This is a genomic window from Cupriavidus sp. 01L45 (assembly GCF_056399885.1).
The window spans coordinates 41157-59915 of the sequence record NZ_JBFTSG010000007.1 but is presented as its reverse complement, the minus strand read 5'-3'; the positions used below and the strand labels follow the sequence as shown (position 1 = coordinate 59915).

At 68.2% G+C, this 18759-nt stretch carries 16 protein-coding genes; 9 read left to right on the top strand and 7 right to left on the bottom strand.

Going from position 1 to position 18759, the window contains the following annotated elements; translation table 11 throughout:
- Positions 1-62: 62 nt before the first annotated feature.
- Positions 63-1226: a metallophosphoesterase gene (locus AC1DT6_RS06650; protein WP_441628929.1), complete on the bottom strand. Its 1164-nt coding sequence runs from the start codon at positions 1224-1226 to the stop codon at positions 63-65.
- A gap of 446 nt (positions 1227-1672) precedes the next feature.
- On the opposite strand from AC1DT6_RS06650, the gene AC1DT6_RS06645 reads away from it, so the two are divergent.
- From AC1DT6_RS06645 to AC1DT6_RS06635, 3 genes are read left to right on the top strand one after another with little or no spacing between them, the layout of a single operon-like run.
- On the top strand, positions 1673-2902 hold the full coding sequence (locus AC1DT6_RS06645) for an efflux RND transporter periplasmic adaptor subunit (RefSeq protein ID WP_441628931.1): 1230 nt from the start codon (positions 1673-1675) through the stop codon (positions 2900-2902).
- Positions 2903-2915: 13 nt separating this feature from the next.
- A complete protein-coding gene (locus AC1DT6_RS06640) occupies positions 2916-6080 on the top strand; it encodes an efflux RND transporter permease subunit (protein ID WP_441628933.1) in 3165 nt (1054 codons plus the stop codon).
- The gene (locus AC1DT6_RS06635; protein WP_441628935.1) at positions 6077-7522 is read left to right on the top strand and encodes an efflux transporter outer membrane subunit; all 1446 of its coding nucleotides are present in this window, start codon (positions 6077-6079) and stop codon (positions 7520-7522) included. The genes AC1DT6_RS06640 and AC1DT6_RS06635 overlap by 4 nt, the downstream gene beginning before the upstream one ends.
- Positions 7523-7560: 38 nt before the next feature.
- On the opposite strand, the gene AC1DT6_RS06630 is transcribed toward AC1DT6_RS06635, so the two are convergent.
- The 3 genes from AC1DT6_RS06630 to AC1DT6_RS06620 form a co-directional block, all read right to left on the bottom strand.
- On the bottom strand, positions 7561-8865 hold the full coding sequence (locus AC1DT6_RS06630) for an MATE family efflux transporter (protein WP_441628971.1): 1305 nt from the start codon (positions 8863-8865) through the stop codon (positions 7561-7563).
- Between the two features lie 70 nt (positions 8866-8935).
- Complete coding sequence (locus AC1DT6_RS06625; RefSeq protein WP_441628937.1) at positions 8936-9475, bottom strand: winged helix-turn-helix transcriptional regulator; 540 nt, start codon at positions 9473-9475, stop codon at positions 8936-8938.
- 377 nt (positions 9476-9852) lie between these two features.
- A complete protein-coding gene (locus AC1DT6_RS06620; RefSeq protein WP_441628939.1) occupies positions 9853-10779 on the bottom strand; it encodes a LysR family transcriptional regulator in 927 nt (308 codons plus the stop codon).
- A gap of 170 nt (positions 10780-10949) precedes the next feature.
- Here AC1DT6_RS06620 and AC1DT6_RS06615 point away from each other — a divergent pair, with 170 nt between their 5' ends.
- The 3 genes from AC1DT6_RS06615 (at position 10950) to AC1DT6_RS06605 (ending at position 14422) form a co-directional block, all read left to right on the top strand.
- Entirely contained in the window at positions 10950-11876 is a 927-nt protein-coding gene (locus AC1DT6_RS06615; protein ID WP_441628941.1) for an SDR family oxidoreductase, read from the top strand.
- Positions 11876-13381, top strand: a complete 1506-nt coding sequence (locus AC1DT6_RS06610; RefSeq protein WP_441628943.1) for an acyl-CoA synthetase — start codon at positions 11876-11878, stop codon at positions 13379-13381. The genes AC1DT6_RS06615 and AC1DT6_RS06610 overlap by 1 nt, the downstream gene beginning before the upstream one ends.
- Before the next feature lie 63 nt (positions 13382-13444).
- Positions 13445-14422 (top strand): Bug family tripartite tricarboxylate transporter substrate binding protein, encoded by a 978-nt coding sequence (locus AC1DT6_RS06605; RefSeq protein WP_441628945.1) that lies wholly within the window; start codon positions 13445-13447, stop codon positions 14420-14422.
- Here the strand turns inward: AC1DT6_RS06605 and AC1DT6_RS06600 are convergent.
- On the bottom strand, positions 14409-14546 hold the full coding sequence (locus tag AC1DT6_RS06600) for a hypothetical protein (protein ID WP_441628947.1): 138 nt from the start codon (positions 14544-14546) through the stop codon (positions 14409-14411). The two genes, AC1DT6_RS06605 and AC1DT6_RS06600, sit on opposite strands and share 14 nt — an antisense overlap.
- A 29-nt stretch (positions 14547-14575) precedes the next feature.
- On the opposite strand from AC1DT6_RS06600, the gene AC1DT6_RS06595 reads away from it, so the two are divergent.
- The 3 genes from AC1DT6_RS06595 (at position 14576) to AC1DT6_RS06585 (ending at position 17252) form a co-directional block, all read left to right on the top strand.
- Positions 14576-16039 carry a chloride channel protein gene (locus AC1DT6_RS06595; protein ID WP_441628949.1) on the top strand — a complete coding sequence of 488 codons (1464 nt, stop codon included), beginning with the start codon at positions 14576-14578 and terminating at the stop codon, positions 16037-16039.
- 128 nt (positions 16040-16167) lie between these two features.
- Positions 16168-16488 (top strand): hypothetical protein, encoded by a 321-nt coding sequence (locus tag AC1DT6_RS06590; protein ID WP_441628951.1) that lies wholly within the window; start codon positions 16168-16170, stop codon positions 16486-16488.
- A 95-nt stretch (positions 16489-16583) separates the two neighbouring features.
- Entirely contained in the window at positions 16584-17252 is a 669-nt protein-coding gene (locus AC1DT6_RS06585) for a hypothetical protein (RefSeq protein ID WP_441628953.1), read from the top strand.
- Positions 17253-17329: 77 nt separating this feature from the next.
- On the opposite strand, the gene dapB is transcribed toward AC1DT6_RS06585, so the two are convergent.
- Complete coding sequence (gene dapB / locus AC1DT6_RS06580) at positions 17330-18139, bottom strand: 4-hydroxy-tetrahydrodipicolinate reductase (protein ID WP_441628955.1); 810 nt, start codon at positions 18137-18139, stop codon at positions 17330-17332.
- A 92-nt stretch (positions 18140-18231) separates the two neighbouring features.
- Positions 18232-18681, bottom strand: a complete 450-nt coding sequence (locus AC1DT6_RS06575; RefSeq protein WP_441628957.1) for an Lrp/AsnC family transcriptional regulator — start codon at positions 18679-18681, stop codon at positions 18232-18234.
- Positions 18682-18759: the final 78 nt, after the last annotated feature.

The window sequence follows — 18759 nt, the reverse complement described above, 5'->3', positions numbered from 1 at the left end:
GGGCCGCCAACGGACAAGGGCCCCGCTCGCGCGGGGCCCTTTGCTTTTTGCGTGTCCGCGTATTACGCCACATCCGCATTGAGCGGCGGCGCTGGCTTGGGCACCAGCTTCAGCTTCGTAATCTCCGACGGCGCGCCAAAGCGCTTGGGTGGCCCCCAATAGCCGGTGCCCCTGCTCACATACACCCACATTGCCTCATGCCGGTTCAGCCCGGCGGTATAGGGCTGCTGCATCGGCACAAACAGGTTCCACGGCCAGAACTGGCCGCCATGCGTATGTCCGGAAAGCTGCAGGTCGAAGCCAGCGTTGGAAGCGGCGGGCGCGGTGCGCGGCTGGTGCGCCAGCAGGACACGCGCGGCGACGACAGATGGCGCGCCGTCCAGCGCGCGCGCCGGGTCGCTGCGATGGCTTTCGTCGAAGCGGTGGGCGGAATAATCGGTCACGCCGGCCAGCACCAGTGCGTCTTCATCCTGCCCGATCACCACGTGCTCGTTCATCAGCACCTGCAGGCCCAGCCTGCGCAGTTCGATGATCCACGGCTCGGCGCCGGCGTAGTACTCGTGGTTGCCGGTGACGAAGAACGTGCCGTGGCGCGCCTTCAGGTCGCCCAGCGGCGCCGTGTGCGGCGCCAGCTCGCGTACCGTGCCGTCGACCAGGTCGCCGGTGATGGCGATGGCGTCCGGCTGCAACTCGTTGACGCGCGCGACGATGCGTTCCAGATAGGCGCGCTTGATGGTGGGGCCAACATGGATATCGCTGATCTGCACGATGGTGAAATCGTGCAGCGAGTCGGGCAGGCCGGCGATCGGCACTTCCACCTCCACCACCTGCGCCAGCCGCCGCGCATTGAACAGCCCCAGCGCGGTAACCAGCAGCGCCAGCACCGGTACCGCGGCAGCGGTGCGCGACAGCAGCCAGGCCGGGTGCCAGCCAGTGACGGCGCCCGCCAGCAGCACAATGTCGCGCGCCAGCGTCAGCACCAGCAGAGAGGAAAAGAACCCCATCGCCAGCATGCCTACCCAGGTGAGCGCGTCGCACCATGGCTGGTCCAGGCGCCGCGCGAGCAGGCCGGCGGGGATCAGCGGCCAGGACAGCGCCAGCCACGCCACGGCAAGTGCCTTGACGGCGAACGCCACGGGCAGGTCGGGTAACAGGCGCAGGCCGATGTAGCCGTGCAACAGGCCGACCACGATGGCCGCGACGAAAACGGTGGTGCGAGGGGGCATGCCGCCTCCAGGAGAGCGGGCGCACGGAAATTTGTGGCGTCCTGTTTTGTTTTACATCATTCCGGCGCGATGGCGCAGGTGTAACCGCAGGCGAAGAGCCAGTGTTTCGCAGCCTGCGTGCTCGCAGCCGTACCCGCGTGTCTGGCCGGCGGCGCTTTTGCCGCGCGATGCATGACGTGGCTAGTTGAGGCTGCCGGCGGGCACATTCAAGAGGCCGGCACGGTTTTGGGCACAGCGCCTTCCGGCCAACGCAAGATGCGTACCCTGACAAGTATTGAAAGCCGCACCCCACGGGGGGCGGGCGGTTTCACGGTGCTCTCTAAAGTACTTAACACGCCGCAAAAAAGATTGAATTGTGCGCTTTTCGCTCCTGCGCTTAACTTGCCGGGCTAATTGCGTCCGTACGGCAGCCGCCGGCCGGCCAGGCGAATGCGGGAGGGTTGGAAATGAAGCGGACGGGTCGGCGGTGGACGGCATTGCTGCCGGTGGTGGCAGCGTGGGCGCTGGCCGCCTGCGGCAAGCAGGAAGCGCCGCCTGCGGCGCAGCAGGAGGTACCGGTGCAGGTCGTCAAGACCGTGGCGCAGGATCTGCCTGTCACCTTCGAGTTCGTGGGCCAGACCCAGAGCGACCAGGCGGTCGACATCCGCGGCCGGGTGTCCGGCTTCCTGGTGAAGCGGGCCTATGTGGAAGGTGCCATGGTCAAGGCCGGCCAGTTGTTGTTCGAAATCGACCACAAGCCCTTCCAGGCCCAGCTCGACGCAGCCAAGGCGCAACTGGCGCAAGAGCGCGCCCGGCTGGAGGTGGCGCGCGCCAACCTGGCACGGGTCAAGCCGCTGGCGGAGCGCAACGCGCTGTCGGCGAAAGACCTCGACGATGCCACCGGCAACTATCACGCCGCCGCGGCCGGGGTGGAACAGGCCCGCGCACAGGTCGAGGAGCAGCAGCTCAACCTGTCCTACACCTATGTGCGCTCGCCGGTGGATGGCGTGTCCAGTTCCGCCGTGCTGCCGGAGGGCGCCTACGTGAGCACGACCAACAGCCTGCTGACCACGGTGTCCACGCTGACGCCGATGCGCATCAATTTCAGTGTCTCCGAACCCCAGACTCTCGAATTCCGCGCCCAGCAGGCCAGCAAGCAGATGGTGCCGCCTCCCGACCAGCACTACGCGGTCACCGTGGTGCTTGCCGACGGCAGCGAGTTTCCCCGCAAGGGCCGCATTACCTTTGCCGATGCCACTTACAACCAGCAGACCGGTACGTACCTGGTACGCGCGGAGATGCCCAACCCCGAGGGCACACTGCGCCCCGGCCAGTTCGTGCGGGTGCTGGTGAGCGGTGCCACGCGACCCGGTGCCATCGTGGTGCCCCAGCGCGCCGTGGTCCACGGGCCCAAGGGCGACCTGGTCTTCGTGGTGGACAAGGACGGCAAGGCCGCTCCCCGGCCGGTGACCGTGGGTGACCTCTCCGGCTCGATGTGGCGCATCGCCCAGGGCCTGGGGCCCGGCGAGACGGTGGTGGTGGACGGCGCGAGCAAGCTTGCGCCGGGCGCGCCCGTCAAGATCACCGGCGAAGCGCCGCCGGCCGCCGTGGGGGTGGGCAGCGTGCCGGCTTCCGCCCCGTCGGCCCAGTCCGCGCCAGCCGGGGGTGAGGCCAGCCCCGTGGCCAAGTCCTCCTGATACGGAGACCGCCATGCTCTCCGCCTTCTGCGTCCAGCGGCCCATCTTTGCGGCGGTACTGTCGCTAATCATCGTGATCGGCGGCCTGGTCTCGATGTTCGCCCTGCCGATCGCCCAGTACCCCGACATCACCCCGCCGCAGGTCACGGTCAGCGCCACTTATGCCGGCGCGGATTCCGACACCGTGGCACAGACCGTCGCGGCGCCCATCGAGACCCAGGTCAACGGCGCCGACAACATGATCTACATGCAGTCGACGTCGTCACCCACCGGGTCGATGACGCTCAACGTGTATTTCGACATCGGCACCGATCCCGACACCGCGCAGGTGCAGGTGCAGAACCGCGTCAACCTGGCGCTGCCGCAGCTGCCCGACACCGTGCAGAAGACCGGCATCAATGTGCAGAAGCGCTCCTCCAGCTTCCTGCTGCTGATCGGCGTGTATTCGCCCGATGGCAGCTTCGACCAGCAGTACATCAACAACTACGCCAACCTCTATGTGCTCGACGCCATCAAGCGCGTCAACGGCGCCAACCAGGCGCAGATCATGGGTTCGGCCGACCTTGCCATGCGGATCTGGCTCAAGCCTGACCGCATGGCGGCGCTGGGCATCACCGCGCAGGACGTGCAACGCGCGGTGCAGAGCCAGAATGAACAGTTCGGCGCCGGCAGCGTGGGGCAGGCGCCCAACAGCAAGCCGGTGGAACTGACTTTCCCGCTGGTCACGCCGGGGCGCCTGACCACGCCGGAGCAGTTCGAGAACATCATCCTGCGCGCAGACAATACCGGCGCCGCGGTGGTGCGCCTGCGCGACGTGGGCCGCGCCGAGATCGGCCAGCAGCAGTACACGCTGCGCTCTGCGCTCAACGGCAAGCCGGCCACCATCATCGCCGTGTACCAGCAGCCCGGCTCCAACGCGCTGCAGGTGGCCAAGGACGTGCAGAAGGCGCTGGACGAGATGTCCAAGACGTTCCCGAAGGGTGTGAGCTACAAGGTGGCGCTCGACACCACCGAATTCGTGCGCGCATCCATCGACGAGGTGGTGCACACCCTGATCGAGGCGGTGATCCTGGTGGTGCTGGTGGTGTTTATCTTCCTGCAGAACGTGCGCGCCACCATCATCCCGGTGCTGGCCGTGTTCGTCTCGATCCTCGGCACCTTTGCCGGGCTGCTGGCGCTGGGTTTCTCGATCAACCTGCTGACCTTGTTCGCGCTGGTGCTGGCGATCGGCATCGTGGTCGACGACGCCATCGTGGTGGTGGAAAACGTCGAGCGCAATATGGCGGAGTTCCACCTGTCGCCAAAGGACGCCACGCTGCGCGCGATGAAGGAAGTGACCGGCCCGGTGATCGCCATCGTGCTGGTGCTCTCGGCCGTGTTTATCCCGGTGGCCTTCGTCTCGGGCACCACCGGGCAGTTGTACCGGCAGTTCGCGCTGACCATCGTGGTGTCGGTGGTGATCTCGGGCTTCGTCGCGCTGACCTTGTCGCCGGCGCTGGCCGCGCTGATCCTCAAGCCGGGCCATCACGAGCCGTGGCGCGGCTTTGTCTGGTTCAACAAGCGCTTCGACCGGCTGGTGCATCACTATGGCGGCTGGGTGCGCGTGTTCATGCGGCGCTCGGTCGTGGCGATGCTTTGCTTCGGCCTGATGCTGCTGGCGGTGTGGCAGTTGTTCAACCGGATTCCCACCGCCTTCGTGCCATCCGAGGACCAGGGCTATGTGCTGGTGGCGGTGATGATGCCGGATTCCGCCAGCCTGGACCGTACCGAGAAAATCACCTCGCAGGTGGCGGCCATGTTCCGCGAGCACCCCGCGGTGCAGGACGCCTCCGCGCTGTCCGGCTACAGTTTTATCGACAGCCAGTACAAGACCAATGCCGGCACGGTCTTCGTCGCCATGAAGCCGTTCGGCGAGCGCAACAAGCCCGACCTGCTGGTGCCGGGCATGTTGCAGTCGATCACGCCGAAGCTGCGCGCCATTCCCGAAGCCATCATCATCCCGGTCAATCCGCCGTCGATCCCCGGACTGGGCTCGCAGGGCGGCTTCGAGTTCTGGCTGCAAAGCCGCGGCACTGGCACCACCGCGGAGCTGGAGGCGACTACGCGCGCCTTTATCAAGGCCGCCGCCAGCCATCCGGAGCTGGGCCACCTCAACAGCACCATCCAGGCCGCCTCGCGTCAGATGCGGGTGGAAGTGGACAAGGAGAAGGCGGAGACCATGGGTGTGCCCATTGCCGATGTCTATGGCACGCTGCAGACGCAATTCGGCTCGCTCTACATCAGCCAGTTCTCGCAATACAGCCGGGTCTGGCAGGTGATCCTGCAGGCCGAGCCGCAGTACCGCGCCAATCCGAACGACCTGCAGTTCCTCTACGTACGCCAGCAAAGCGGGGCGATGGCGCCGGTGTCCGGCCTGCTCAAGACCACCTACAGCAGCGGCCCCGACCTGCTGTCGCGCTTCAATAACTTCCCGGCGGCCAAGATCACCGGCGATGCTGCGCCTGGCTACAGCTCGGGCCAGGCGCTGGCGGCGATGGAGGCGGTGGCGAAGGAAGCGTTGCCGGTGGGCTACGCCTACGGCTGGAGCGGCGAGGCGTTCGAGGCGAAGAAGTCGGGCAACACCACCACCATCGTGTTTGTGTTCGGCATCGTGATGGTGTTCCTGATCCTGGCCGCGCAGTACGAGTCGTGGTCGTTGCCGCTCTCAATCCTGAGTGCGGTGCCGTTTGGCCTGTTCGGCGCGCTGCTCGCCATCCTGATGCGTGGCTTGTCCAATGACGTGTATTTCCAGATCGGCATGGTCACGCTGATCGGGCTGGCGGCGAAGAACGCCATCCTGATCGTGGAGTTCGCGGTGATGAAGCAGAAGGAGGGCATGTCGCACGCCGACGCCGCGGTGGAGGCGGCCAAGCTGCGGCTGCGGCCAATCGTGATGACGTCGCTGGCCTTTATCCTGGGCGCGGTGCCGCTGTTTATCGCCAGCGGTGCGGGCTCCAACGCCCGGCACTCGATCGGCACCGGCATCATCGGCGGCATGATTGCCGCGACCACGCTGGCGCTGGTGTTCGTGCCGCTGTTCTCCTACCTGATCGGCACGGCCGCCGACAAATGGGCCAGCCGCAAAGGCGCGCCGGCCCCGGCTGTGCAGTCCGAAGCCGCGGCGGGAGAGGCATCGTGAGCGCGCGCCGCCTGCTCCTGGCCGCATGCGCGATGGCGCTGGGCGCCTGCGCGCTCGGGCCGGACTATCGCCGTCCGGACGTCGCGCAGCCGCCGCAGTACCGCCTCGATACCGGCGCGCTGACCGTGGCCGCGGACAGCGCCTGGTGGGACAGCTTCGGCGATCCGGTGTTGAACGCACTGGTCGACGCCGCGCTGCGCAACAACTACGACGTACGCATCGCCGCCGCGCGCATCGACGCGTTCCGCGGGCAGTTGCTGGTGGCGCGCTCCGGCCTGTTCCCGCAAGTCGGGCTGTCGGCATCGGCCACGCGCCAGCGCGCCGGCACCTTCAACGGCACGCCGTTCGCATCGCTGGAGCGGCCAGGCAACAGCTACCAGCTGCTGGCCAACGCAAGCTGGGAAATCGACCTGTGGGGCCGTATCCGCCGCCAGGCGGAAGCCGCCGAAGCCGACCTGTGGAACGCGGAATATGCGCGGCGTGGCGTGGTGCTGGCGCTGGCCGCCTCGGTGGTGCAGGGCTATGCCAGCCTGCGCGGGCTTGACGCGCAGCTGGATGTTGCCCGCCAGACCCTGGACTCCCGCAGCCGCGCGCTGGATATCTTCCGCATGCGCTACGCGGGCGGCGTGGTCTCGCAGCTTGAGCTGGCGCAGGCCGAGAACGACTACTACGCCACCGAGGCATCGATCCCGCCGCTGCGCGCGTCCATTGCACAGACGGAGAACGCGCTGTCGGTGCTGCTCGGGCGCGAGGCCGGGCCGATCGAGCGCGGCAAGTCCATCGCGCAATTGCAGGTGCCGCCGGTTGGCGCCGACCTGCCGGCAGCCCTGCTGGCGCGCCGCCCGGACGTGCTGCAGGCCGAGCAGAATGCGGTGGCGGCCAACGCGCTGCTGGGTGCTGCCGAAGCGCTCTACCTGCCGGCCGTGAACTTGTCGGGCCTGTTTGGCGCAATCGCGGCCTCGCCGGGCGCGCTGTGGCACAGCGCCTCGCAGGTGTGGGGCATGTCTGCCGGGCTGACGCAGCCCATCTTCCAGGGCGGCGCCATCCGCGGCCAGGTGCAGACTGCCGGCGCACAGCGCGAGCAGGCCATGCTGGCCTACCAGAGCAGTGTGCTGGCGGCGCTGGCCGATGTGAACACCGCGCTGGCCAACGGGCTGGAAACGCGCAACCGGCTGGGCAGCCTGCAGAATCAGGAGCGCAGCCTGACGGTGTACGCCGACCAGGCCGGCGCGCGCTACGAGAGTGGCTACTCCAGCTATCTCGAAGTCACCAACGCGCAGGAGAAGCTGTTCGACACCCAGCTTGCTGCGATCCAGGGCCAGGTCGACGTGCTCAATGGCGCGGCGGCCTTGTACAAGTCGCTGGGCGGCGGATGGCCGGCGGTGCCGGCCGAGGTCAGGGACGCCGGGATGGGCGGCGACGCGCGTGTGGTGCAGCGCTGAGGCGATGCGCGCGATTCGCGCAATTCGCCTAGCTAGCCCTAGCGTGCGGACCAGTTGGCATCGCGCACGCCCAGCGCGGTCACCACGCCGTAGGCGCTGATGCCCAGCGCCACGCCCAGGAAGTGCCCGTCCAGACCCATGCCGGCCATGTTAGCCAGCACCCAGCCGCCACCGGCGGCCAGGGCGATGCGGGCCACGCCGGCCCCCATCGGCCAGCCCATGCGGCCCGCGCCCATCGAGGCAAAGTACAGTGCCATGCCCAGGCCGAAGCCACCAAAGGCCGGGGCGACCCAGGACAGCGCGCGTGCGGCGATGCCGGCGACTTCGGCGTCCTTGGTGAAGAGCCCGGCAAAGGCCTCCGGCGCCAGGCCCACCGCCGCACCCACCGCCCCGGCTACCGCCAGCGCCAGCAACGCGCCGGCCCAGGCGGTACGGCGCGCGGTCACCCAGTCGCCGGCGCCCACGGCGCCGCCCACCAGCGCGGTCAGGGCCGAGCCCACGCCGAAAGCCAGTGGAATCATCAGGAATTCGAGCCGCGCGGAGATGCCGTAGGCAGCCACGGCGGCCGTACCGTAATGACGCAATTCCGCCGTCACCAGGATGGTGGTCAGGTTAGCCACCGATGCCAGGGCGCAGGCCACCAGCCCTACCGACAGGATGCGCACGAACAGCGCGCGCGATGGACGTATCCGCAGCATTGGCACAAAGCCGGCGCCGCCGCGCAGCACTACCCAGGCCATGGCCAGCGCCGCCACCCACGACACTGCCGCGAGTGCGGCGCCGATGCCGGCCAGCCCCATGCCGGCCGGCTCGGCCAGCGCCCAGGCCAGGATAGGGAAGGCGATCCACATCAGCGACAGCACGCGCGCCGCCAGTGCATGGCGGCCACCGCCGCGCAGCACGGAAGCCAGCGTGTTGGCCAGCCACGCTGGCACCGCGCCGGCGCCGAACAGCCAGATCGCATAGGTGGCGGCCGCGTCGGCAGCCGTTTGCCCGGCCACCGCGCCCAGGATGCCGCGGGGGAAGCCCGCCATCGCCACGGCGAACACCAGCCCCGCCGTGATGGCGATGATGAGCGCATGCAACACCAGGGAGGAAGCCTCCTCGCGCTTGCCCGCGCCGAGCGCGCGGGCGATGGCGGATACCACGCCGCCGCCCATGGCGCCGGTTGACATCTGTTGCAGCAGCAGGGCGAAGGGCAGCACGACTGCCCAGCCCGCCAGTGCCGCCGTGCCCTGGCGCGCCGCCAGCCAGGTTTCGATCAGTTGTGCGCCCGCCTGCAGGAACGCGATCAGGCTGGTGGGTGCGGCCAGTACGAGAATGCGGCGCAAGAGTTCGCGCATCAACGGTTGCGTGGGGGCGGTAGTAGTCACGGACGCCAGCGTGGCTGCCGCCAGCGGATTGGCTTGGGGTTCATTCATGGCTGGACTCCGTTTCATCCGTCGTTTCGCGCTTGGCCGGTACGGCTGGATCGCCTTCGCGGGCAAGGCGCCGCCGCAGGGCGCCGCTGGCGGCCGGGCCGGGCACTACGCGCAGGTCGTCCAGCGTCAGCGGGCTGCCGTCCGCGCGTGCCAGTGCCGGCGCGGCAATCGCGGCGCCGGTGCGCTTGTCCTGCAGCACGGTGTGCGGGCCGGACGCATCGTTCATCCAGCGGTCGGCCCAGGCCTTCAGGGCGACAAAGGCGGGAAAGAAGTCGCGGCTCTTCTCGGTGAGGTGGTAGACGTGCCGCGCGCTGTCGGGGGCAGGCAGGCGTTCCAGCATGCCGTGCTCGACCAGGCTTTTCAGGCGCGCGCTGAGGATGTTGGGTGCAATGCCCAGGTGGCGCTGGAATTCGTCGAAGCGGGTGCTGCCGTAGAACGCTTCGCGTAGCAGGAGGATGGCCCAGCGCTCGCCTAGCACCGACATCGAGCGGGCGATGGGGCATGGCATGCTGGCAAAGTCGGTGTGGCCCATGGTCCTCTCCATCTGACTAGCGGTTGGCCCTCGGCGTTTACTTTCGATTTGCAAGCCAGGGCGTTCCGCGCATCTTAACTTGCAATTTGAAAGTTTGCTTGGGTGTGGGGGATAACTCTGTGCGATGTTCGGAGCGGTTTGTCTTTAGGGGCTGGTGGATGGCTACAACTGCTTGCCTGCAAAATCAAAGTCAAAGGCTTAAAGTCAAAGGCGGTTTCACCCCCTGCGGGGGGCGACCTACTTTTTTGTCTTGCCAAAAAAGTAGGCAAAAAAGGCGCCCCATACGGCCTGGTACACCTTGACGGCTCGCTTCACATCGCTTGGGGGGCTCGCTTTGCATCGCGGGGCGCCGGGGCCACACGAAAAGACCAGGGGGATCAGCAAAGTGTCTGGCGCATCGCATCGCTGAATACATCCAGGGCCGGAATCCGCGCGCGCAGGAAATCGATCAGCGCGCGCGTGGCCATCGATGGATGCAGGTTGGGCGTGGTGATGATGTAGAGCCGGCTGCCCAGGCCCTCCGGCTTCCAGTCGGTCAGCACAGGCACCAGCCGGCCCTCGCGCACATCGTCCCAGCCGGCATAGACCGGCAGCAGGCCCACGCCATGGCCGTCGCGCACCGCGCGCATCAGAAAGGGGAAATGTTCGGACTGCAGGTGCGGGATCAGTTCCACCTGCTCGCGCTGCTCGCCGCGGTCGAGCGTGAGGACGAAGCGCCGCGCGGGGTAGGGCGGGCACAGGAACTGACACCACGCCAGGTCGGCCGGGGCGTGTAGCGGCCCGTTGCGCGCCAGGTAGGCGGGCGACGCGCAGAGCTGCCAGTCGATCGCGCAGATGTCGCGCGCCACATGGTCCAGCGGCGGCTGCGAGGTGACCTTGAGCGCCACGTCGATCTCGGCGGCGATCAGGTCCACCACGCGGTTGGCAAAGAATACGCGCAGGGAGATGCCTGGATGCTGGCCGGTGAACTCCAGCAGCAGCGGGGCCAGGAAGGTGTCGCCCAGACCGGTCGGCACGCTCAGGCGCACGTGGCCGCGCAGGGTGGTGCCCAGGCTGTCGATCTCCGCCTGGGCCGAGGCCACTTCCTGCAGGATGCGCAGGCCGTGCTGGTACAGCGAGCGCCCAGGCTCGGTCAACTCCAGCCGGCGCGTGGTACGGCGCAGCAACTGCGCGCCGGCCTGGTGTTCCAGTTCGCGCAGCTGGCGGCTGACCTGCGAGCGCGTGACGCCGCGCCGCCGTCCCGCTTCGGACAAGTTGCCGGCCTCGACGATGTCGACGAAGGCCTGGATGAGGTTGAGGTCCATCCGGGATTCCCAGGAGTATTGTCGCGTATGGCGCAACATTGTGAGTCGCCGCAGGGGAATTGTCGATGCCGGGCGTCAGGACTACAGTGTCCGTTCCCTGCCGGATTGCCGGGAGCGGGGCCAGGCGGGCGCAACGACGCCAACGACGCGAACAACAAGCAGGAGACACCATGTTCAAGAACGATCTTTTCGCTGGCCAGCGTGTGCTGATCACCGGCGGCGGTACCGGGCTGGGTCTGATCATGGCCGAGCGCCTGGCCGGGCTGGGCGCGGAGCTTCACCTGTGCGGGCGCCGGCTGCCGGTGCTGGACGAGGCCGCCGGGTCGTTGCGGCAGCAGCACGGCGTCAAGGTCGTGACCCACGCGGTGGACATCCGCGATGCCGCCGCCGTCGACGCCATGATCGAGACCATCTGGACCCAACACGGCCCGCTCGACTGCCTGGTCAACAACGCCGCCGGCAACTTCATCAGCCGCACCGAGGACCTCTCGCCCAATGGCTTTCACGCCATCTCCGACATCGTCTTCCGCGGCACCTTCTACATGACGCAAGCGGTGGGCAAGCGCTGGATCCGCGACGGCCATCCCGGTTCGGTGCTCTCCATCGTGGTGACCTGGGTCTGGACCGGCTCGCCCTTCGTGGTGCCGTCGGCCATGTCCAAGGCCGGCGTGGACGCCATGACCAAGTCGCTGGCCGTGGAGTGGGGCCGCCACGGCATCCGCTGCAACGCCATCGCGCCGGGCGTGATCCCCACCGAAGGCGCGGGCTCGCGACTGCGCCCGCAGGATTCGCAGCAAGACCAGCTGAGCGGCCAGAACCCCACCGGTCGCATCGGCCAGCCGCAGGACATCGGCAACCTCGCCGCCTTCCTGCTGGCCCGCGACAACTCGTGGATCAACGGACAGACCATTGCGCTGGATGGCGGAGACTGGCTCGCCAACGGCGCTTACTTCAAGCAATACCTGGGCTGGGGCGATGCCGAATGGCAGGCCGCGCGCGAACGCATCTCCGCCAGGAACGCCGCCGACCGCGCCGCGCGCACGGTGAATGCACCCACGCCTTCCCCGACACCCGACCAATCTGGAGACAACGAATAATGGCCGCCGACCTCTGGTTCGAAGATACCCGCCTTGCCGCCGCCGACCTGCTTGAGCGGGGCACGCGCCTGGCTGGCGGCTTGCGCGCGCTTGGGCTCAACGAAGGCGACGTGGTCGCGGTGCTGCTGCGCAACGATCCGGTCTTTGCCGATATCGTCCACGCCTGTCGTACGGCCGGCGTCTATTACTGCCCCATCAACTGGCACTTCACCGTCGAGGAAATCCGCTTCCTGATGGCCGACAGTGGCGCCAGGGCGCTGATCGTCCATGCCGATCTGCTGGACGGCGTGCGCGCGGCGGTGCCCGAGGGCGTGCAGGTACTGGCGGTCGCGGTGCCGGGCAAGGACAGCGCGGCAGGCGCCACCGACTATGAAAGCTGGCTCGATGCGCAGGCGCCGTACGCCGGCCCGCGCGTGGCGCCGCGCGGCCACATGGCCTACACCTCCGGCACCACCGGCCGCCCCAAGGGCGTGCTGCGCGCCGCGGTGCCGCTGGCCACGCTGGAAACGCAACTCGCGCGCATGCGCTCGGTGGTGGCGCAGACCATGGGCATCGTGGAAGGCACCCGCGCGCTGATGGCCGCGCCGCTGTACCACAGCGCGCCGGGCGTATTCATCCAGAATGCGCTGCAGCTCGGCGAGCGCCTGGTGCTGTGCGCGCGCTTCGATCCGGAGCAGGTGCTGGCGCTGGTGGAGAAGCACCGCATCGACGTGCTCTACCTGGTGCCCATCATGTATGTGCGCATGCTCAAGGTGCCGCCGGAGGTGCGTGCGCGCTACGACCTCTCCTCGCTGCGCTTCGTCGCGTCGACCGGCGCGCCGTGCGCGCCCGAGGTCAAGCGCGCCATGATCGACTGGTTCGGTCCGGTCATCCATGAAACGTACGCGTCGAGCGAGGCCGGCATGATCACCGTGGCCACGCCGGTCGACGCGATGGCCAAGCCCGGCACCGCCGGCCGTCCGGTCGACGATGGCGAAGTGCGCATCCTCGACGAGCAGGGCAAGGCCTGCGCGCCCGGCGAGATCGGGCTGGTCTATGTGCGGCAGCCGGCTTACCCCGATTTCACCTACCGCAACAATGACGAAGCCCGCCGCGCCATCGACCGCGGTGGCCTGGTGAGCCTGGGCGACATGGGTTATCTCGACGCCGATGGCTATCTGTTCATCTGCGACCGCGCCTCCGACATGGTGATTTCCGGCGGCGTGAACATCTACCCGGCCGAGATCGAGCACGAACTGGTGCGCTACCCCGGCGTGGCCGATTGCGTGGTGTTCGGCGTGCCCGACGACGAGTATGGCGAACGCCTGCTGGCCATGGTGCAGCCGGTGCAGGGCGCCATGCTGGAGGAGGGCGCGATCATCGAATGGCTGCGCCAGCGCCTCTCAGGCTTCAAGGTGCCGCGCACCATCGTGGTGGAAGCGCAACTGCCGCGCGACGATACCGGCAAGCTGGCCAAGCGCCGCCTGCGCGACAAATACTGGGAAGGGCGCGCGCGGCGGGTTTGAGCGCGGCGCAGCCCGGACATACCGGCAAGACCGAGAACATCAGAAGAACCAAGGAGACTAGCCATGCAAAGCTGGAAAACCGGATGGCGCGCCTGCGCCGGCGTCGCCATCCTGGCCTGTGCGCAACTGGCCGTGGCCGCCTATCCCGACCGTCCCATCAAGCTGGTGGTGCCCTATACGCCGGGCGGCTCTACCGACCAGTTCGGGCGCGGGCTGGCTGACGGCATGAGCCGCGAGCTGAAACAGACGGTGGTGGTGGAGAACCGTCCCGGCGCCGCCACCATGATCGGCACGCAGAGCGTGGCGCGCGCGCCGGCAGATGGCTACACCATGGTGCTGGCCACCAATGGCAGCATGGTGCTGAACCCGATGCTCTACAAGAAGATCGCCTACGATCCGCCGCGCGATTTCAAGATCTTCAGCATCGGCGCCGAGGTGCCGCTGGTGGTGGTGACCAACAACCAGGTGCCGGCCACCAATATCCGCGAGTTCGCGGCGTATGCCAAGGCCAGCGGCGGCAAGCTCAACTACGCCTCGGTCGGGCTCGGCAACGCGCTGCAGCTGGCCACCGAAATGCTCAAGACCGAACTCGGCATCTCGGTCACTCACGTTCCATACAACGGCAGCGCGCCGGCGCTGTCGGCGCTGCTCGCCAATGACGTGCAGCTGATGGTGGACGTGGTCAGTACCTCGCTGCCGCACATCAAGGGCGGCAAGTTGCGCGCGCTGGCGGTGACCGGCCGCACCCGGCTGGAGGTGCTGCCCAATGTACCGACCGTGGCGGAGAGCGGCTATCCCAACTTCCAGGCCGCCACCTGGTTCGGCCTCGCCGTGCCGGCACAGACCCCGCCCGAGGCCGTGGCAAAGCTGCAGGCCGCGGCCGCGCATGTGCTCAAGGACCCGCAGTTCCGCGCCACCTTCAGCGCACTGGGGCTGGTGATCCAGCAACCGCGCACCCAGGCCGAGATCGATCGCTATATCGAAGCGGACCGCGCGCATTGGGGCAAGGTCATCCGCGCCAACAACATCAGCCTGGACTGAGCGCAGGCGCGCCAGGCGAGCGGCGGCAGCCGTGGCGCAGCGCCATGGCGCGCGCCGGCCGGCTGGCGGCGATCGGCGTATAGTTCTGTCGCGCCGTGATGCATTCGGCCTTCGGGCCAGTCACGGCGTTCTCTTGCCCACGCCCGCCGCGCCATGAACGACTCAGAGCCTGATCCGCACCAAGAGCCCCTTGCCGGTCCCCTGCGCGATCCCAGCGCCGAAACCGATCGCCTGCACGCCCTGCGCCGCCGCGCCCGCCTTGCCGCCGGCCGCAAATCGCGCCAGATGTGGCGCATCTCCCGAACCACCCTGCGCTACGCCGTCTTCATGTGCGGCGCTGGTTGCGTGGCGCTGTTCTCGCTGATATTCGCGTGGATTGCCGAAGTGGCGCTGCGCTGGAATTACCAGCTGACCGCCGGTACGCCGTGGCTGACCTTCGTGCTGCTGCCATTCGGGCTGGCCGCGCTGCGCTGGCTCACCATCCGGCTGGCGCCGCAGGCGCGCGGCAGCGGTATTCCGCAAGTGATCGCGGCGGTCAACCTGCCGCCCTCCGGGCCGGCGCAGACCGTGCTGGTGTCGTTCCGCCAGTCGATGTGGAAAGTGCTGCTGACGACGGGCGGCTTGCTGGCGGGCGCGTCGATCGGGCGGGAGGGCCCCTCGGTGCAGGTGGGCGCCGCCGCCATGCTGGCCTGGGGCCGCTGGTGCCAAGAGCGCCTGCAGTTCCGCATCGGCTTCCACCCCAATGCACTGATCGCCGCCGGCGCCGCCGGCGGCCTGGCCGCGGCCTTCAATACGCCGCTGGCCGGCGTGGTATTCGCCATTGAGGAACTTGGCCGCGGCACCGCCGTGCGCTGGGACCGGCTGGTGCTCTCGGGCGTGCTGACCGCCGGCTTCCTGTCGCTGGCGATCCTGGGCAACAACCCGTATTTCATCGTCAAGACGCCGATCCTTGCGCTGCACGACGCCTGGGGCCCGGTACTGCTGTGCGCGCTGGTCAATGGGGTGCTCGGCGGCCTGTTCGCCAAACTGCTGATCGGCGGCGTGCCGGCGCTGCTGCCGGCACGGCTGCGCGGCTGGCCGGTGGAGCATCCGGTGCTGGTGGCATTCCTGTGCGGCCTGGTGGCGGCGGTGATTGGCTGGTCCACCGGCGGCGCGACCTTCGGTACCGGCTACGAGCAGGCCGCCGGGCTGATCAACGGCGAGCCGCACAGCACGCTGTGGTTCGGCATCGCCAAGCTGGTGGCCACCGTGGTGTCGTATTTCGCGGGCATTCCCGGCGGCATCTTTACGCCCTCGCTGGCGATCGGCTCCGGCATCGGCGCTAATGTGGCGCAGTGGGTCGGCCACATCTTCGGCGGCATGACCGAGCCCCGCGTGCTGGCGTTGGTGTCGATGGCGGCCTTCCTGGCCGCCGCCACCCAGGCACCCATCACGGCCAGCGTGATCGTGATGGAGATGACGCGCTCGCAGGATCTCACGCTCTTCCTGCTGGCCGCTTCGCTGCTGGCTTCCTTCCTCGCGCGCCAGTTCTGCCCGCATCCGTTCTACCACCATGTCGCGCATACCTTCCGCCGCGAAGCGCTGAGCGTCACGCGAAAAGTGGCGCCGGCCACATAAGCCGGGCGAAGCCACGGTTTTGCGGCGCCGCTTTGCCTTAACATGAGCGGCGCGCAGGCCAGGTGCCCGGCTCTGTGTACCGGCGGCACATCAGGACCCGCGCCGGCACGATGAACCGGGGAGCACAGATGGCCACGCAACGACCGCCGGACAGCACCGGCGCCCAACGTCCGCCGAGCGCGCGGCGCCGCCAGCAAGGCGCGCCGGGCGTGCCGCCGCAGAAACCGCCGGGCAAGGAAAGCACCGCCCTGCGCGATCTCGGCCCGGATACGGTGTGGCATACGCGCGGCTTGCACGGCCATACCCGGCGGCGTTCACCGCTGCCGCCATCGGCGCGCTCGCCGCAGCGGCAACTGCCGCCCAGCCGGGTGCCGCGGCTGCTGTTGTGGGGGTTGCTGTTAGTCTTGCTGGCAGTGCTGGCCAACGCCGTGCTGAATATGTCGCATTAACCCCCGGCGGAGTGCCTGCCTTGCCACCTTGTGGGTCCGGCAGGAACCACGCGCGCAGGGGGCGCTCCAATCCGGAGCTTTTCTCAGGAGTCTGGATGAAATACCCCCTCGCCGGGCTGGCCCTTGCCAGCCTGCTGCTGGTTTCGCCCTGGGCGGGCGCCGCGCCCAAGGATGGCGCCGCCGACAAACTGGCGCCGATGCTCGAGAGCCTGGAGATCGGCAGCCCGCTGCCCACGCTGCCCGATTGCGCCGACAAGCGCACCCCCGATGGCCGCGACGTGACCGCCCTGTGCGTCGAAGTGCGCGGCGACGGCGTGATGCGCCAGGTCGGCGTACCGCGCGACAAGCGGCCCGCCTTCATGGACGGCCCGCACGTAGTCGCCTTTGTGGACCGCAACGCCCTGGTCGGGCTGATCGTGCCGACCGATGGCGTGCGCTCCGAAAAGACGGCGGTGGACAGCCTGACCGCGCGTTACGGCAAGCCCTTCCGCTCGGAACAGGTGGAGATGAAGGACAAGGCCGGCCAGCCCGTCAAGAGCACGCATGCCGGCTGGATGAGGAAGCCGCTGACCGTGGAGCTTTACGCCATTCCGGACGATCCCAACAACGGCACCATCGAAATGCTGCTGCCCCAGGCCCGCGTGCTGATGGCCGACCAGGACAAGGCCATGGCGCAACAGCTCAATCCCAATGCCGCTTCGGCAGCGCCGGCGGCGCCGGCGAGCAAGCCGGAGGCGAAGAAGGGGAAGGACGGGAAGTGGTGAGAGGGCGCGCCAGCGCCGCCTGAAGTGCCGGATTGTGCTTGCTCGCCTCTCCTCTCGGGGCGAGAGGCGAGCGAAGCTCAAAGCCCTTCCATCACCTTGTCCAGCCCGCGCACCAGCCCGGTCACCGCGTGCACCTTGCGGATCGCCAGCAGCGCACCGGACACATAAGGCTTGGAGCCATCGCCGGCCTCATGCTTGAGGTGCAGGCGTTGCCCGTCGGCGCCAAAGATCACCTCCACGCCCAGCTGGTACCCAGGCAGCCGCACCGCGTGCACCTGGCTGCCGGACAGGGTCGCGCCGCGGGTTTCCTTCGGGCCCTTGACCTGGTCGACGGGGACCACTTGCGCGGCTTCGCGGACCTGCCCCAGGCGATACGCCAGTTCGCGCACCGTGCCGGAGGGCACATCGATCTTGCCGGCCTTGGCGTAGTCGATGATCTCCCAGTGCTCCAGGTGGCGCGCGGCCATCTCGGCGAACTTCTGCAGCAGCACCACGGTAATGGCGAAGTTGCCGCAGGCCAGCACGCCGCGCCCGGCCTGGCGCGCGGCGGCGTCGATCTCGGCGTAGTCCTCGTCCGACAGCCCCGACGTGCCGACCACCACATGCGCGCCCTTTGCCAGCGCCTGCAGGATGTTGCGCTTGGCGACGTCCGGCTTGGTGTATTCCACATAGACGTCGCAGGCGCCGTCCGCCAGTTCGTCGATGCTGGCCACCGCCACGCCGGGTGTGCCCTTGTGCGCGGTCAGTTCGGCCAAGGTCTGCCCGGCGGCGCCGCGCGACAACCCGGCCACCAGCGTCATATCGTCCGCGTGCGCCACCCCGCGCGCCAGTTCGCCGCCGGCCCAGCCGGTCACGCCGCCCACGGCGACTCGAATGCGATTGCTCATCGTCTTGCTCTCCTGATCTGGATGGTTTTCCGGGATGTCCCGGCTGCCTGCCAAGTTGTGCAGCATAAGCCTTTTGCGCTTTCGCCGCTGTGTCAGCCCGCGGCCCGGCGCCGGTCGATCTTGCGCGCCAGCACGATCGACGTGGTGGTGTGGTTGACGCCGTCCAGCGCGCCGATTTCGTCGAGCAGCTTGTCCAGGCGGGCATGCGTGTCGCAGCGGATCACCGCCATGTAGTCCACGGGGCCACTGACCGAATTGAGTTCCTCGATCTCGGGAAAGCGCTGCAGCGCCCGCACCACGGCCGGCGCGGTCTTTGGCATCACCGACAAGCCGCAGAACGCCAGGATGGCATTGTCTTCCATCTCCTGGCCAAGCCGCACGCCATAGCCGGCGATCACGCCGTCGCGTTCGAGCCGCGCGATCCGGGCCACCACGGTGGTGCGGGCAATGCCGAGCTTGCGCGCGAGATTGGCGGCGTTCTCGCGCGCGTTGGCCTGCAGCAGGGAGAGCAGGTGGCGGTCGGTCTGATCGAGTTCGGTCATGGGCTTGGCGCGGTTCGCGAAGGCAGAAAACAAGTCGGTCTTGACGATTCGACCGATGGTCTCGTCGATTCGTTCGAT

Coding starts and splice junctions, on each gene's coding strand:
- AC1DT6_RS06650 (WP_441628929.1), bottom strand. CDS start 1,226: ATGCCCCCTCGCACCACCGTTTTCGTCGCGGCCATCGTGGTCGGCCTG.
- AC1DT6_RS06645 (WP_441628931.1), top strand. CDS start 1,673: ATGAAGCGGACGGGTCGGCGGTGGACGGCATTGCTGCCGGTGGTGGCA.
- AC1DT6_RS06640 (WP_441628933.1), top strand. CDS start 2,916: ATGCTCTCCGCCTTCTGCGTCCAGCGGCCCATCTTTGCGGCGGTACTG.
- AC1DT6_RS06630 (WP_441628971.1), bottom strand. CDS start 8,865: ATGCGCGAACTCTTGCGCCGCATTCTCGTACTGGCCGCACCCACCAGC.
- AC1DT6_RS06625 (WP_441628937.1), bottom strand. CDS start 9,475: ATGGGCCACACCGACTTTGCCAGCATGCCATGCCCCATCGCCCGCTCG.
- AC1DT6_RS06620 (WP_441628939.1), bottom strand. CDS start 10,779: ATGGACCTCAACCTCATCCAGGCCTTCGTCGACATCGTCGAGGCCGGC.
- AC1DT6_RS06615 (WP_441628941.1), top strand. CDS start 10,950: ATGTTCAAGAACGATCTTTTCGCTGGCCAGCGTGTGCTGATCACCGGC.
- AC1DT6_RS06610 (WP_441628943.1), top strand. CDS start 11,876: ATGGCCGCCGACCTCTGGTTCGAAGATACCCGCCTTGCCGCCGCCGAC.
- AC1DT6_RS06605 (WP_441628945.1), top strand. CDS start 13,445: ATGCAAAGCTGGAAAACCGGATGGCGCGCCTGCGCCGGCGTCGCCATC.
- AC1DT6_RS06595 (WP_441628949.1), top strand. CDS start 14,576: ATGAACGACTCAGAGCCTGATCCGCACCAAGAGCCCCTTGCCGGTCCC.
- AC1DT6_RS06590 (WP_441628951.1), top strand. CDS start 16,168: ATGGCCACGCAACGACCGCCGGACAGCACCGGCGCCCAACGTCCGCCG.
- AC1DT6_RS06585 (WP_441628953.1), top strand. CDS start 16,584: ATGAAATACCCCCTCGCCGGGCTGGCCCTTGCCAGCCTGCTGCTGGTT.
- dapB (WP_441628955.1), bottom strand. CDS start 18,139: ATGAGCAATCGCATTCGAGTCGCCGTGGGCGGCGTGACCGGCTGGGCC.
- AC1DT6_RS06575 (WP_441628957.1), bottom strand. CDS start 18,681: ATGACCGAACTCGATCAGACCGACCGCCACCTGCTCTCCCTGCTGCAG.